General features: G+C 72.9%; 14 protein-coding genes. 10 read left to right on the top strand and 4 right to left on the bottom strand.

Annotation, left to right across the window (positions count from 1 at the left end; translation table 11 throughout):
• Positions 1-60 precede the first annotated feature (60 nt).
• Complete coding sequence (locus tag QWY29_RS12420; RefSeq protein WP_300961306.1) at positions 61-507, top strand: Rieske (2Fe-2S) protein; 447 nt, start codon at positions 61-63, stop codon at positions 505-507.
• Here QWY29_RS12420 and QWY29_RS12415 read toward each other — a convergent pair.
• Positions 473-1,807 (bottom strand): tetratricopeptide repeat protein, encoded by a 1,335-nt coding sequence (locus QWY29_RS12415; protein ID WP_300961304.1) that lies wholly within the window; start codon positions 1,805-1,807, stop codon positions 473-475. The genes QWY29_RS12420 and QWY29_RS12415 overlap by 35 nt on opposite strands.
• An 86-nt stretch (positions 1,808-1,893) precedes the next feature.
• Between QWY29_RS12415 and uvrC the strand changes: the two genes are divergently transcribed.
• The 9 genes from uvrC to QWY29_RS12370 all read left to right on the top strand — a co-directional run bounded on the left by uvrC (position 1,894) and on the right by QWY29_RS12370 (position 10,657).
• Entirely contained in the window at positions 1,894-3,909 is a 2,016-nt protein-coding gene (gene uvrC / locus QWY29_RS12410; RefSeq protein ID WP_300961302.1) for an excinuclease ABC subunit UvrC, read from the top strand.
• Positions 3,906-4,778 carry an RNase adapter RapZ gene (rapZ, locus tag QWY29_RS12405; protein WP_300961300.1) on the top strand — a complete coding sequence of 291 codons (873 nt, stop codon included), beginning with the start codon at positions 3,906-3,908 and terminating at the stop codon, positions 4,776-4,778. The genes uvrC and rapZ overlap by 4 nt, the downstream gene beginning before the upstream one ends.
• Entirely contained in the window at positions 4,775-5,779 is a 1,005-nt protein-coding gene (locus QWY29_RS12400) for a gluconeogenesis factor YvcK family protein (RefSeq protein ID WP_300961297.1), read from the top strand. The genes rapZ and QWY29_RS12400 overlap by 4 nt, the downstream gene beginning before the upstream one ends.
• Positions 5,780-5,825: 46 nt before the next feature.
• Complete coding sequence (gene whiA / locus QWY29_RS12395) at positions 5,826-6,812, top strand: DNA-binding protein WhiA (protein ID WP_300961295.1); 987 nt, start codon at positions 5,826-5,828, stop codon at positions 6,810-6,812.
• A 144-nt stretch (positions 6,813-6,956) separates the two neighbouring features.
• Complete coding sequence (gene gap, locus QWY29_RS12390; protein WP_300961293.1) at positions 6,957-7,955, top strand: type I glyceraldehyde-3-phosphate dehydrogenase; 999 nt, start codon at positions 6,957-6,959, stop codon at positions 7,953-7,955.
• Positions 7,956-7,957: 2 nt separating this feature from the next.
• Complete coding sequence (locus QWY29_RS12385; protein WP_300961291.1) at positions 7,958-9,184, top strand: phosphoglycerate kinase; 1,227 nt, start codon at positions 7,958-7,960, stop codon at positions 9,182-9,184.
• 1 nt (position 9,185) lies between these two features.
• Positions 9,186-9,980, top strand: a complete 795-nt coding sequence (tpiA, locus tag QWY29_RS12380) for a triose-phosphate isomerase (RefSeq protein ID WP_300961289.1) — start codon at positions 9,186-9,188, stop codon at positions 9,978-9,980.
• A 29-nt stretch (positions 9,981-10,009) separates the two neighbouring features.
• Entirely contained in the window at positions 10,010-10,240 is a 231-nt protein-coding gene (gene secG, locus QWY29_RS12375) for a preprotein translocase subunit SecG (protein WP_300961287.1), read from the top strand.
• Between the two features lie 57 nt (positions 10,241-10,297).
• Positions 10,298-10,657 (top strand): RNA polymerase-binding protein RbpA, encoded by a 360-nt coding sequence (locus QWY29_RS12370; protein ID WP_300961285.1) that lies wholly within the window; start codon positions 10,298-10,300, stop codon positions 10,655-10,657.
• Positions 10,658-10,732: 75 nt separating this feature from the next.
• On the opposite strand, the gene pgl is transcribed toward QWY29_RS12370, so the two are convergent.
• The 3 genes from pgl to tal are packed head-to-tail and all read right to left on the bottom strand — an operon-like array spanning position 10,733 to position 14,261.
• Positions 10,733-11,482, bottom strand: a complete 750-nt coding sequence (gene pgl, locus QWY29_RS12365) for a 6-phosphogluconolactonase (protein WP_300961282.1) — start codon at positions 11,480-11,482, stop codon at positions 10,733-10,735.
• Positions 11,479-13,158, bottom strand: coding sequence for a glucose-6-phosphate isomerase (pgi, locus tag QWY29_RS12360; RefSeq protein WP_300961279.1), 1,680 nt, complete (start codon positions 13,156-13,158; stop codon positions 11,479-11,481). The genes pgl and pgi overlap by 4 nt, the downstream gene beginning before the upstream one ends.
• A complete protein-coding gene (tal, locus tag QWY29_RS12355; RefSeq protein WP_300961277.1) occupies positions 13,155-14,261 on the bottom strand; it encodes a transaldolase in 1,107 nt (368 codons plus the stop codon). The genes pgi and tal overlap by 4 nt, the downstream gene beginning before the upstream one ends.
• Positions 14,262-14,282: the final 21 nt, after the last annotated feature.

The following is a 14,282-nucleotide window of genomic DNA, read 5'->3' as shown; positions in this document are numbered from 1 at the left end:
CCGGGGCGGTCCTGGGTAGTGTCGTCTTCAACCAGCTCCCGCTCGGAAGGACGCACGCCCGTGACCGAGAAGCAGCCGCTCGACTCCCTCACCCGTCGTCGCGCCCTCACCGGGGTGGCCGGGGTCGGGATCGCCCTGCCCGTCCTCGCCGCCTGCGCGGGTGACGACGGGCCGTCGACCGCCTCCGACCCCGCCGCGAGCGGCTCGGACAGCGGACAGGGCGGGCCGCTCGCCGCCACGGCCGACATCGAGGTCGGCGGGGGTGCGATCTACCCCAACGAGGAGGTCGTGGTCACGCAGCCGACCGAGGGCGAGTTCAAGGCGTTCTCGATCAGGTGCACCCACCAGGGCTGCGCGGTCGCGGAGGTCTCCGACGAGGGGATCGTCTGCCCGTGCCACAACAGCGTCTTCTCGATCTCCGACGGGTCCCCGCAGGGCGGGCCCGCGACCGCCCCGCTCGAGGAGCGGCCGATCACGGTGTCGGGTGACCAGCTGACGCTGGGCTGAGCCGCTCAGCGGCCGCCTCCGACGCCGCCCGCGCCGCTGCCCGCCAGTGGCGGTCCCGCTCGGCCGGGCGCCGGTCGAGCCGCCGGTCGAGGAGCACCCGCGCCTCGTCGTACCTCCCGGCGCGGAGGAGCGCGGCGATCCTGGTCTCCTCGACCACCTCGCGCTGGGCGTCCGAGCCACCGAGGCGCCACAGCGACGACTCGAGGGCGGCCAGGGCATCGGCCGCCGCCGAGCAGCGCCCGGCGTGCATCGCGCGGAGCGCCTCGGCCAGCGGCGCGACGACCTCGCGGTGGGTCGGGTGCTCGTGGTGCGCCGACCGGCTGGCCAGGCGGCGCAGGCCGTCCCCGTCGCCGGTCGCCAGCAGCACCACCGCGGCGTGCAGGGCGACGAACGGCGTCGCCGGCTGCTCCAGCGTGCGCCGGCCGACCACCGCGACGACGGCGTCGAGGCCGGGGACGTCGGTCGCGTCCGGGGTCAGCGCCCAGCGGTGGAGCAGGGAGCCGGTGTCGACGAGGGCGCGGCAGCCGAGCGCCGGTGCGGGCAGCAGCTGCGCCTCGTAGCGGGCGCGGACGGCGTCGAGGTCGCCCAGCGAGAGCTCGTGCAGCGCGGCGTGCCAGACGAAGTGGCTGCGCCCGTCGTTGCCGGCGCCGGGGCCCTCGAGCCAGGAGTCCATCCAGCCGAGCCCGCCGGCGTGGTCACCGGTCTCGTAGTGGGCGTGCGCGCGGGCGTGGGCGGCGTGGCCCGCCGACGGCTCGAGCGCGAGCGCCCGGCAGGAGAGGTCCATCGCCTCGTCGTAGCGGTGCTGCTCCTGGCGGACGAAGGCGAGGAGCCCGGTCGCCCACCAGTCGTCGCCGTACGCCGGCGCGGCCCGCTCGACGATCCGCCAGGCGTCCTCCGGGACCTCGCTGACGCCCGCGAAGGCGATCGTCGGCACGGCGGTGGCCAGCAGCAGCGCGTCGGTCGGGTGCTCCCCGAGGTGCCGGACCAGGGGAGCGCTGTCGCCGGCGACGTGGCTGGCGACCGCGCGGACGTGGCTGCGCTCCCGGTCGGTGCCCCGGGCGGCGTGCAGCCGTGCGTCGCGGAGCCGGGCGGCCACGTCGACCTCGGCGCACTGCTCGTGGCCGAGCAGGGCGAGGGCGGCGTGCGCCAGCGCGAAGGTCGGGTCGTGCGCGAGCGCCTCGGCGACCGGCACGGCCGCGTCCGGCTGCAGGCGCAGCAGCCGGCCCACGCCACGCACGTAGGCGTCCGCAGCGGTGGCGGAGGTGGTGAGCGGTGCACCGTAGGAGTCGCGGACGGCCATGTTTGCAGAGTAAGACAGTCGAGTAAGACTGCCTAGTCGGACGCGCCGACGGCCGCGGTGTCGGCGGCGGACCGTAGGGTTGTGGGGTGCCTGCAGCTCCATCCCGACGCTCCGCCCGCGGGCCGCTGTCCTACCGTCCCGAGCCCGGGTCGATCCCCACGCAGCCGGGCGTCTACCGGTTCCGGGACGCCCGGGGCCGGGTCATCTACGTCGGCAAGGCCAAGAACCTCCGCGCGCGGCTGTCGTCGTACTTCCAGGACATCGCGAACCTGCACCAGCGCACCGCCACGATGGTCACGACCGCGGCCAGCGTCGAGTGGACCGTGGTCAACACCGAGGTCGAGGCGCTGCAGCTGGAGTACTCCTGGATCAAGGAGTACGACCCGCGCTTCAACGTCAAGTACCGCGACGACAAGTCCTACCCGTGGCTGGCGGTGACGGTCGGCGACGAGTTCCCGCGCGTCATGGTGGGCCGCGGCGCCAAGCGCAAGGGCACCCGCTACTTCGGCCCCTACAGCCACGCCTGGGCGATCCGCGAGACCGTCGACGTGCTGCTGCGGGTCTTCCCGATGCGCTCCTGCAGCAACGGCGTCTTCAAGCGCTCGGCTCAGATCGGGCGGCCGTGCCTGCTCGGCTACATCGACAAGTGCGCGGCCCCGTGCGTGGGCAACGTCAGCCCCGAGGAGCACCGGGAGATCGTCGAGGACTTCTGCGACTTCATGGGCGGCCAGACCCGGCCGTTCATGCGCCGCATCGAGAAGGAGATGTACGCCGCCTCCGACGCGATGGACTTCGAGAAGGCCGCGCGCCTGCGCGACGACCTCGGCGCCATGCAGCGGGCGCTGGAGAAGCAGGCCGTGGTGCTCGGCGACGGCGCGGACGCCGACGTCATCGCGCTCGCCGAGGACCCGCTCGAGGTCGCGGTGCAGATCTTCTACGTCCGCGGCGGCCGGATCCGCGGCCAGCGCGGCTGGGTCGCCGACCGGGTCGACGAGGGGGACACCCCCGAGCTCGTCTCGGACTTCCTGCTCCAGCTCTACGCCGGCGACCCGGAGTCGGTGCCACGGGAGATCCTCGTGCCGGCGCTGCCGCCGGACGTGGTGACCTTCGAGGAGCTGCTCACCGAGCTGCGCGGCTCGAAGGTCGCGATCCGGGTGCCGCAGCGCGGCGACAAGAAGACGCTCCAGGAGACGGTCGCGCGCAACGCCTCGCAGGCGCTCGCGCTGCACAAGACCAAGCGCGCCAGCGACCTGACGACGCGCAACCGGGCGCTGGAGGAGATCCAGCAGGCGCTCGAGCTCGACGAGGTCCCGCTGCGGATCGAGTGCTACGACGTCTCCAACCTCCAGGGCACCGAGGTGGTCGCCTCGATGGTGGTCTTCGAGGACGGCCTGGCGCGCAAGGGGGAGTACCGCCGGTTCGTCATCCGCGGCGTCGACGGGCAGAACGACGTCGCGTCCATGCACGAGGTGATCACCCGGCGGTTCCGGCGGCTGCTGGACGAGCAGGCCCGCTCGGAGCTGAAGCCCGGCGACGAGACCAGCGGCCCGATGCTCGTCGACCCCGAGACCGGACGTCCCCGGAAGTTCGCCTACGCGCCCGGGCTCGTCGTCGTCGACGGCGGCCCGCCGCAGGTGGCAGCGGCCCAGCGGGCGCTCGACGAGCTCGGCATCGACGACGTACCGGTCTGCGGACTGGCCAAGCGGCTCGAGGAGGTCTGGCTGCCCGCCCAGGAGGACCCGGTCATCCTGGCGCGCTCCTCCGAGGGGCTCTACCTCCTCCAGCGCATCCGCGACGAGGCCCACCGGTTCGCGATCAACCACCACCGCTCGCGCCGGTCGAAGTCGATGGTCGAGAGCGTCCTCGACGACGTGCCCGGGCTGGGCGAGGTGCGCCGCAAGACGCTGATGAAGCACTTCGGCTCGCTCAAGAAGCTGCGCGAGGCCACCGTCGAGGAGATCGCGACCGTGCCGGGCATCGGGCAGCGGACCGCCACGTCGATCAAGGACGCCGTCGCCGCGTCCGCACCCGCGGGCCGCGGCAGTGGCGGCAGGATGAGCGTCAACACCGCGACCGGCGAGATCATCGAGGAGGACGGATGAGCGAGGAGACGCCCCCCGGCGAGCTGGTGGTGGTGACCGGCATGACCGGCGCCGGCCGCAGCACCGCGGCCAAGGAGCTCGAGGACCTCGGCTTCTACGTCGTCGACAACCTGCCCCCGAGCCTGCTGCGCGAGGTCGTCCGCCTGGTCGACGAGACCGCGGGGCCGGGCCAGCCGATCGCGGTGGTCGTCGACGTCCGCTCCGGGTCGTTCTTCCAGACCCTCACGGCCAACCTGGCCCGCGGGGCCACCGGCCGCAACGCGACCCTGCTCTTCCTCGACGCCACCGACGAGGTGCTCGTCCGCCGCCAGGAGGCGGTCCGCCGCCCGCACCCGCTGCAGGGTGCCGGCCGCCTGCTGGACGGGCTCCAGCGCGAGCGGAGGGTCCTGGCCGACCTGCGCAGCGGCGCCGACCTCGTCATCGACACCAGCGCGCTCAACGTGCACCAGCTCACCCGCGCGATCGCGGGCGCGTTCGGCAAGGCCGACCAGGTGCGGCTCAGCGTCAACGTCATCAGCTTCGGCTTCAAGTACGGCATCCCCATCGACGCCGACTTCGTCGCCGACATGCGCTTCCTGCCCAACCCGCACTGGATCCCCGAGCTGCGTCCCGGCACCGGTCGCGACACCGACGTGTCCGACTACGTGCTGAGCCGCCCGGGCGCCGCGGAGTTCCTCGACGGCTACGTCCCGGTCCTCGCCGGCGTGGCCGAGGGCTACCTGCGCGAGGGCAAGCGCTTCATGCGGGTCGCCATCGGCTGCACGGGCGGCAAGCACCGCAGCGTCGCGATGACCGAGGAGATCACCCGCCGCCTGCGCGACCAGGGGTACGACGCCCGGCCGGTCCACCGCGACCTGGGGCGCGAGTGAGCACCGGTGCGGACGTGCCGACCGACCGCTCCGCGACCGACCGCGCCCAGGCGGTGGTGGCACTCGGCGGCGGCCACGGCCTGCACGCCTCGCTCAGCGCGCTGCGCCGCCTCGTCGACGACCTGACCGTCGACGAGCTGACCGCGATCGTGACCGTCGCCGACAACGGCGGCTCGTCGGGCCGGCTGCGCGGCGAGTTCGGCGTGCTGCCGCCCGGCGACCTGCGGATGGCGCTCGCCGCGCTGTGCGGCGACGACCAGTGGGGTGGCACGTGGGCCAAGGTGCTCCAGCACCGGTTCGCCGGCAACGGCGAGATGCACGGCCATGCCGTCGGCAACCTGCTGATCGTGGGGCTGTGGGAGCTGCTCGGCGACCCCGTCGACGCCCTGGACTGGGTGGGCCGCCTGCTCGGCGCCAAGGGGCGGGTGCTGCCGATGGCGCTCAGCCCGATGGACATCACCGCCGAGGTCCGCGGCCTGGTCGCCGGCGACCCCGACGCGCTGAGCACCGTGCGCGGCCAGGTCGAGGTCGCCACCACCGAGGGCGTGATCCAGTCGATCAGCCTCGACCCCGCCGAGCCCGAGCCGTGCCCCGAGGCGGTCGCGGCGGTGGAGGCGGCCGACTGGGTGCTGCTCGGTCCCGGGTCGTGGTTCAGCTCGGTGATCCCGCACCTGATGGTCCCGGCGCTGCGCGACGCGCTGGTGCGCACGAGCGCCCGGGTGGTGGTCAACCTCAACCTCGCCGAGCAGGCGGGGGAGACCGGCGGCTTCGGCCCGGCCGACCACCTGGCGGTCCTGGCCGAGCACGCCCCCGAGCTGGTCGTGCACACCGTGCTGGCCGACCGCGAGAGCGTCGGCGACGCGCTCGACGAGCTCGAGCACGTCGTCGCGGCGTACGGCGCGAAGCTGGTCGTCGACGACGTCGCGGTCGGCGACGGGACGCCCCGGCACGACCCCGAGAAGCTCGCCGCGGCGTACGAACGGATCATCGCCGCGGGCTGACCGGTTGCTGCCGGACGTCGTTGACCCGCGTGCGAGGATGCGCCTCATGGCGATGACGGCACAGGTGAAGGCTGAGCTGGCCAGCACCCAGATCACGAAGACCTGCTGCCGCAAGGCGGAAGTGGCCACCATGCTGCGCTTCGCCGGTGGCCTGCACATCGTCAGCGGACGCATCGTCATCGAGGCCGAGCTGGACACGGGCGCTGCGGCGCGACGGCTGCGCAAGGACATCGCCGAGGTCTACGGCCACCAGTCCGACGTGGTGATGGTGCAGGGCAACGGCATCCGACGGGGCAGCCGCTACCTCGTCCGGATCGTCCGCGACGGCGAGGCGCTGGCCCGCCAGACGGGCCTGCTCGACCAGCGCGGCCGCCCGGTCCGCGGGCTGCCGCCGGCCGTCGTCTCCGGCGGCGGCTGCGACGCGGTGGCCGCGTGGCGCGGGGCGTTCCTGGCCCACGGCTCGCTGACCGAGCCCGGCCGGTCCTCCTCCCTCGAGGTCACCTGCCCCGGTCCCGAGGCCGCGCTGGCGCTCGTCGGCGTCGCCCGCCGGCTCGGCATCGCCGCGAAGGCCCGCGAGGTCCGCGGCGTCGACCGCGTGGTCATCCGCGACGGCGACGCCATCGGCCAGCTGCTGACCCGGCTCGGCGCCCACGAGTCGTTGATGGCCTGGGAGGAGCGCCGGATGCGGCGCGAGGTCCGCGCGACCGCCAACCGCCTGGCCAACTTCGACGACGCCAACCTCCGTCGCTCGGCCCGCGCCGCGGTCGCCGCCGGCGCCCGCGTCGAGCGGGCCATGGAGATCCTCGGCGACGAGGTCCCCGACCACCTCAAGATGGCCGGCGCGCTGCGCCTGGAGCACAAGCAGGCCTCCCTCGAGGAGCTCGGCCAGCTGCACGAGCCGGTGCTCACCAAGGACGCGATCGCCGGCCGCATCCGCCGCCTGCTGGCCATGGCCGACAAGCGCGCCGAGGAGCTCGGCATCCCCGACACCGAGTCGTCGCTGACCCCGGAGATGCTGGCCGAGGAGGCCTGAGGCCGTCCCGGGCCGCCCTGGGGCCGCCGGGGGCTGTCCGGCGGCCGCGCGCTGCGCCGTACGCCGGACGCGACCGTCCGGGTGCCGGCCTCCTTCGGTAGGGTCCGTCACACCGCACACCCGATGGAAGCAGGAGCAACCGCAGTGACTGTTCGCGTAGGCATCAACGGGTTCGGCCGGATCGGCCGCAACTTCTTCCGCGCCGTCCGGGCTTCCGGTCTCGACATCGAGATCGTGGCCGTCAACGACCTGACCGACAACACGTCGCTCGCGCCGCTGCTGAAGTTCGACTCGATCCTCGGCCGCCTCGACGCCGACGTGACGGCGACCGCGGACGAGATCCGCGTCGGCGACCAGGTCATCAAGACCTTCGCCGAGCGCGACCCCGCCAACCTCAGGTGGGGCGACCTGGGCGTCGACGTCGTCGTCGAGTCCACGGGCTTCTTCACCGACGCGACCAAGGCCCGCGCCCACGTCGACGCCGGTGGCGCCAAGAAGGTCATCATCTCCGCGCCGGCCTCCAACGAGGACGTCACCGTGGTCATGGGTGTCAACCACGAGACCTACGACCCGAGCGCGCACACGGTCATCTCGAACGCCTCGTGCACGACCAACTGCCTGGCGCCGATGGCCAAGGCGCTCAACGACGAGTTCGGCATCGTCAAGGGCCTGATGACCACGGTCCACGCCTACACGGCCGACCAGAACCTCCAGGACAACATCCACAAGGACCTGCGCCGCGCCCGCGCCGCCGCCATCAACGTGGTCCCCACCTCGACCGGCGCCGCGAAGGCGATCGGCCTGGTGCTGCCCGAGCTCAAGGGCAAGCTCGACGGGTACGCGTTGCGCGTCCCCGTCCCGACCGGCTCGGCGACCGACCTGACCTTCGAGGCGGGTCGCGAGACCACCGTCGAGGAGGTCAACGCCGCGGTCGAGAAGGCCGCCGACGGCCGCTTCCTGCGCTACTCCACCGACCCGCTGGTCTCCTCCGACATCGTCACCGACCCGGCGTCGTGCATCTTCGACGCCCCGCTGACCAAGGTCATCGGCAACCAGGTCAAGGTCGTCGGCTGGTACGACAACGAGTGGGGCTACTCCAACCGCCTCGCGGACCTGATCGACCACATCGGACAGACCCTCTGACCGTGGCGTCCTACAGCACCCTCGCCGACCTCGTCGAGCAGGGGGTCGCGGGCAAGCGCGTCCTCGTCCGCTCGGACCTCAACGTCCCGCTCGACGGCAGCACGATCACCGACGACGGCCGCATCCGCGCCAGCGTCCCGACCATCCGCACGCTGGCCGAGGCCGGCGCGCGGGTGGTCGTGACCGCCCACCTCGGACGGCCGAAGGGCGCGCCGGACCCGGCGTACTCCCTGCGCCCGGTGGCCGAGCGGCTCGGCGAGCTGCTCGGCCGCGAGGTCCGCTTCGCCCGCGACACCGTGGGGGAGTCGGCCCACGAGGTCGTGCACGGCCTCGAGGACGGCCAGGTCGCCGTGCTGGAGAACGTCCGCTTCGAGGCGGGCGAGACCAGCAAGGACGACGCCGAGCGCGGCGCGTTCGCCGACCGGCTCGCGTCGCTGGCCGAGGTCTTCGTCTCCGACGGGTTCGGCGTCGTCCACCGCAAGCAGGCCTCGGTGTACGACGTGGCGCAGCGGCTGCCGCACGCCGTCGGTGGGCTCGTCCAGGCCGAGATCGAGGTGCTGCGCCGGCTGACCGTGGAGCCCGAGCGGCCCTACGTCGTCGTGCTGGGCGGCTCGAAGGTCTCCGACAAGCTCGGCGTCATCGACAACCTGCTCGGCAAGGCCGACAAGCTCCTCGTCGGCGGCGGCATGGTCTTCACCTTCCTCAAGGCCCAGGGCCACGAGGTCGGCAAGAGCCTGCTGGAGAAGGACCAGGTCGAGGTCTGCCGGGAGTACCTCCAGCGCGCGGCCGAGAGCGGCGTCGAGCTGATCCTGCCGACCGACGTCGTGGTCGACACGACGTTCCCCTCGGGCGACACCACGCCGTCCCCGCAGGTGGTCGCGGCCTCCGAGATCCCGGCCGACAGCCTCGGCCTCGACATCGGTCCGGACTCCGCGCGGGCGTTCGCCGGCGCGCTGACCGGCGCCCGGACGGTCTTCTGGAACGGCCCCATGGGGGTCTTCGAGGTCGACGCGTTCGCCGAGGGCACCCGTGCCGTCGCCCAGGCGCTGACCGAGGTCACCGCCGACGGCGGGCTCTCGGTGGTCGGTGGCGGCGACTCCGCCGCCGCGGTGCGGACGCTCGGCTTCGCCGAGGACGCCTTCGGCCACATCTCCACGGGTGGCGGTGCCAGCCTCGAGTACCTCGAGGGCAAGGAGCTGCCCGGCGTTCGAGTCCTGGAGGACGACTGACATGGCAGTGACCCGGACCCCGCTGATGGCGGGCAACTGGAAGATGAACCTCAACCACCAGGAAGCGGTGGTGCTGGTCCAGAAGCTCGCCTGGACGCTGTCGGACAAGCGGCACGACCACGCCAAGGCGGAGGTCGTCGTGGTCCCGCCGTTCACCGACCTGCGGTCGGTCCAGACGCTGGTCGACGGCGACCGGCTCGCGGTGAAGTACGGCGCGCAGGACGTCTCGATGCACGAGTCCGGCGCCTACACCGGCGAGATCTCGGCGGGGATGCTGGCCAAGCTCGGCTGCTCCTACGTCGTGGTCGGCCACTCCGAGCGCCGTGAGCACCACGCCGAGACCGACGAGGTCGTCAACGCCAAGGCCGTCCGCGCCCTCGCGGCCGGCATGACCCCGATCGTGTGCGTCGGCGAGGGCCTCGAGGTGCGGCAGGCCGGCGGCCAGGTCGACCACTGCGTCAACCAGGTGACCGGCTCGCTCGCGGGCCTGAGCGCCGAGCAGGTGGCCGGGCTGGTCGTGGCCTACGAGCCGGTCTGGGCGATCGGCACCGGCGAGGTCGCCACCCCGGACGACGCGCAGGAGGTCTGCGCGGCCGTCCGTGAGTGCGTCCGTGCGTCGCACGGCGACGAGGCGGCCGACGCCGTGCGCGTGCTGTACGGCGGATCGGTCAAGGCCGCGAACGTCGCCGGCATCATGGCGCAGCCCGACGTCGACGGCTGCCTGGTCGGCGGCGCGAGCCTGCAGGCCGAGGAGTTCGCAGGGATCTGCCGCTACTACGACATGCCGGTCCTGTGACCGGCGACCGTTGACGTAGGATCCGAGCCGTGGAAACACTCTTCACCGTCATCCTCATGGCCACGAGCGCCTTCATGATCCTCCTCGTGCTCCTGCACAAGGGTCGTGGCGGCGGCCTCTCCGACATGTTCGGCGGTGGCGTCTCCAGCTCGCTGGGTGGCTCCTCGGTCGCCGAGCGGAACCTCGACCGGCTGACCGTCGGCATCGGTGTCATCTGGTTCGCGACCGTCATCGCCCTGGGCCTCCTGCTCGCCTACTAGGCAGCAGACGGCCCCCGACCCCCTGATACCCGAAAGCTCCGGAAAGGGAGTACGCACGTGGCTGGTGGAGGAAACGCGATTCGCGGTAGCCGGGTCGGTGCCGGCCCGATGGGCGAGGCGGAGCGCGGCGAGGCCGCGCCCCGCCAGGCGGTGACCTACTTCTGCTCCAACGACCACCGCTCGGTGGTCACCTTCTCGGTCGAGGCCACCGTGCCCGAGTCCTGGGACTGCCCCAAGTGCGGCCTGCCGGCCAGCATGGACTCCGAGAACCCCCCGCCGGCTCCAAAGATCGAGCCGTACAAGACCCACTTGGCCTACGTGAAGGAGCGGCGCTCCGACAAGGAGGCCGCCGACATCCTCGACGAGGCGCTCCAGCTGCTCCGCTCGCGCCGCAAGTCCGGCGACCTGATCTTCTGAGTGGCTCCGCAGCCGCCGGCTGATTGAGGAAGGCGCGCCAGCGCCTGTCTCGAGACCTGGGCGTCCGGCGGCGGGTCAGAGCTGCGAGGCGGAGGCGCGGTCGAGGAACCAGATGGTCTCCTCGCCGCCGGTGACGCCGACGGCCGGGACGTCGTGCACGTCGGCGACCTCGCCGCCGGCACCGGTGCGGCCGGCCAGGGCGCGGGCGACGGCCTCGGCCTTGCCCTCGCCGCTGACGAGGAACCAGAGCGCGCGGTTGGCGGCGAGCGCCTCGAAGGTCAGGCTCACCCGCTCCGGCGGGGGCTTGGGGGAGTCGCGCACTGCGACCGTCAGCGCGTCGATGGTGTCCAGGGCCGGGTGGCCCGGGAACAGCGAGGCGATGTGGGCGTCCGGGCCGAGCCCGAGCATGACCACCTCGAACCCGCCGCCGCCGTGCGCGCGCAACGCCTCGGCGTACGCCGTCGCGGCCTCCTCCACGGTGCCGCACTCGGCGGTCGTCGGGACCTCGTGGACGTGCTCGGCGGGGACGCCGACGACGTCGAGGAACGCTGCCCGCGCCTGACCGGCGTTGCGGTCGGGGGAGCCGGGCTCGACGAAGCGCTCGTCGCCCCACCAGAGCTCGACGCGGGTCCAGTCGACCTCCGAGGACGCCGCGAGGCGGGCGATCTCGCCGTGCACGACCTCGGCGATCGTGCCGCCCGTCAGCGCGACGTGGGGCACGCGGCCGGCGGCCTGGGCGTCGACGAGGCGGGTGAGCAGCTCGCCGGCGACCGCCGTCGCGAGCGCGCGGTCGTCGTCGTGGACCTCGATGCGGGGAGTGCTCATCGGCGGCGGTGCTCCTGGTAGTAGGCGATGAGGGCGCGGGTCGAGGCGTCCTGCTCGGCCAGCGTGTCGGCGTCGCCGGACAGCGCGGGCCCGACCTCCTGGGCGAGCTGCTTGCCGAGCTCGACGCCCCACTGGTCGAAGCTGTCGATGCCCCAGACGACGCCCTGGGTGAAGGTGATGTGCTCGTAGAGCGCGACCAGCTGTCCGAGCACCGACGGCGTGAGGTCGGGGGCGATGATCGACGTGGTCGGCCGGTTGCCGGAGAAGACCCGCGCCGGCACGACGGACTCGTCGGTGCCCTCCGCGCGGACCTCGTCGGCGGTCTTGCCGAACGCCAGCGCCCGGGTCTGGGCGAGGAAGTTGGCGAGGAACAGCTCGTGGACGTCCTCGTCGCCGTCGGCGAGCGGGTAGGCCGGGTTGGCGAAGGCGATGAAGTCCGCCGGCACGAGCCGGGTGCCCTGGTGAATGAGCTGGTAGAACGCGTGCTGGCCGTTGGTGCCGGGCTCGCCCCAGAAGACCTCGCCGGTCCCGGCCGTGACGGGGCTGCCGTCCCACCGGACGCCCTTGCCGTTGGACTCCATCGTCAGCTGCTGGAGGTACGCCGGGAAGCGGTGCAGCAGCTGGGAGTAGGGGAGGACCGCGTGCGTGCCGGCGCCGAGGAAGTCGGCGTACCAGACGTTGAGCAGGCCCATGAGCAGCGGCACGTTGTCGGCCGGCGCCGCGGTGCGGAAGTGCTCGTCCATCGCGTGGAAGCCGGCCAGCATCTCCGCGAACCGCTCGGGCCCGATCGCGATCGCCAGGGAGGTGCCGATGGCGGAGTCGAGCGAGTAGCGCCCGCCGACCCAGTCCCAGAACCCGAAGGCGTTGTCGGGGTCGATGCCGAAGTCCGCGACCTTGTCCAGCGCCGTGGAGACGGCCACGAAGTGCTGGGCGACGGCCGCACGCTCGTCGACCTCGGCGCCGGCGGACCTGAGCCCGTCGAGCAGCCACTGGCGGCACAGGCGTGCGTTGGTGAGGGTCTCCAGCGTGCCGAAGGTCTTGCTGGACACGACGAAGAGCGTCGACGCCGGGTCGAGCCCCGCCAGGGTCGTGGCGGCGTCGGTGGGGTCGATGTTGCTGATGAACCGGCACTCGAGGCCCTCCTGGCGGTACGCCGCCAGCGCCTCGTAGGCCATGACCGGTCCGAGGTCGGACCCGCCGATGCCGATGTTGACGACCGTGCGGACCCGCGCGCCGGTGGCACCGGTCCAGGCGCCGCTGCGGACCCGGTCGGCGAACGCGTAGACCCGGTCGAGCACCTCGTGCACGTCGGCCACGACGTCCTGCCCGTCGACCACCGGGCGGCGCTTGGCCGGGGTGTCGCGGGGGAGGCGCAGCGCGGTGTGCAGCACCGCACGGTCCTCGGTGACGTTGATCCGCTCACCGCGGAGCATGGCGTCCCGCCGCGCCGCCACCCCGACCTCCTCGGCCAGGTCCAGCAGCGCGGCGAGGACGTCGTCGTCGACCAGCGCCTTCGACAGGTCGACCCGCAGGTCGCCGGCGGTCCGCGTCAGCCGCTCGACCCGACCCGGGTCCTGGGCGAACCAGGACCGCAGGTCGGGGGAGAAGTCCGCCGCGAGCGACCGCAGCCGCGACCAGGCGGACGTCGAGGTCGGGTCCACCGGCGCAGCGGTCACGCGCCGGCCTTCTCCATCTGGCCCCGGACGGTCTCGACCAGCTCGGTCCAGGACTTCTTGAACTTCTCGACACCCTCCTGCTCGAGCACGAGGAGCACGTCGTCGAAGTCGACGCCGACCTCGGTGAGCCGCTCGAGGATCGCCCGGCCCTCGCCGCCCTTGCCGGTGACGACGTCGCCGAGCACCTCGCCGTGGTCGGCGAAGGCCTCGAGGGTCTTCTCCGGCATGGTGTTGACGGTGTCCGGGACGACGAGGCCGGTGACGTACATCGTGTCGTCGTAGTCCGGGTTCTTCACGCCGGTCGACGCCCACAGCGGGCGCTGCATCGTCGCGCCGGCGTCGGCGAGCGCACGCCAGCGATCGGACGCGACGACCTCGGCGAACGCGTCGTACGCCACGAGCGCGTTGGCGACCGCGGCCTTGCCGCGCAGCGCGAGCGCGATGTCGGTGCCGACCGCCTCGAGCCGCTTGTCGACCTCGGAGTCCACCCGGGAGACGAAGAACGACGCCACCGAGCGGATCGTCGAGAGGTCGTGGCCGGCCTCGCGGGCCTGCTCGAGGCCGGTGAGGTAGGCGTCCATGACGTCGCGGTAGCGCGCCTCGCTGAAGATCAGCGTCACGTTGACGCTGATGCCCTCTGCGATCGCGGTGGTGATCGCCGGCAGCCCCTCGAGGGTGGCCGGGATCTTGATCAGCGCGTTCGGCCGGTCGACGGCCTGCCACAGCAGACGGGCCGAGGCGATGGTGCCCTCGGTGTCGTTGGCGAGGTCGGGCTCGACCTCGATCGAGACCCGGCCGTCGTCGGCGGTGCGCTCGGCCACGGGGGCCAGCACGTCGCAGGCGTTGCGGACGTCCTCGGTGGTCAGCTCGAAGATGACCTCGTCGACCGGGCGGCCCTCGGCGACGAGCTTGCGCACCTGCTCGTCGTACCGCTCGCCGTCCGCGATGGCGGAGGCGAAGATGGTCGGGTTGGTGGTCACGCCCACGACGGAGCGCTGCTCGACGAGCTCGGCCAGGTTGCCGGTCTCGATGCGCTCGCGCGACAGGTCGTCGAGCCAGATCGACACCCCGGCGTCGGCCAGTGCCTTCAGACGATCACTCACTGCGTAGTCCCTCCTAGAAGT

It is taken from the genome of Nocardioides abyssi, from assembly GCF_030412915.1.
Lineage (GTDB): Bacteria > Actinomycetota > Actinomycetes > Propionibacteriales > Nocardioidaceae > Nocardioides > Nocardioides abyssi.
This window is presented reverse-complemented; position numbering and strand designations above follow the sequence as displayed.

Excerpts from the sequence above, each read along its gene's own strand:
- QWY29_RS12415 (WP_300961304.1), bottom strand. The coding sequence starts at position 1,807 with ATGGCCGTCCGCGACTCCTACGGTGCACCGCTCACCACCTCCGCCACC.
- rapZ (WP_300961300.1), top strand. The coding sequence starts at position 3,906 with ATGAGCGAGGAGACGCCCCCCGGCGAGCTGGTGGTGGTGACCGGCATG.
- whiA (WP_300961295.1), top strand. The coding sequence starts at position 5,826 with ATGGCGATGACGGCACAGGTGAAGGCTGAGCTGGCCAGCACCCAGATC.
- tpiA (WP_300961289.1), top strand. The coding sequence starts at position 9,186 with ATGGCAGTGACCCGGACCCCGCTGATGGCGGGCAACTGGAAGATGAAC.
- pgl (WP_300961282.1), bottom strand. The coding sequence starts at position 11,482 with ATGAGCACTCCCCGCATCGAGGTCCACGACGACGACCGCGCGCTCGCG.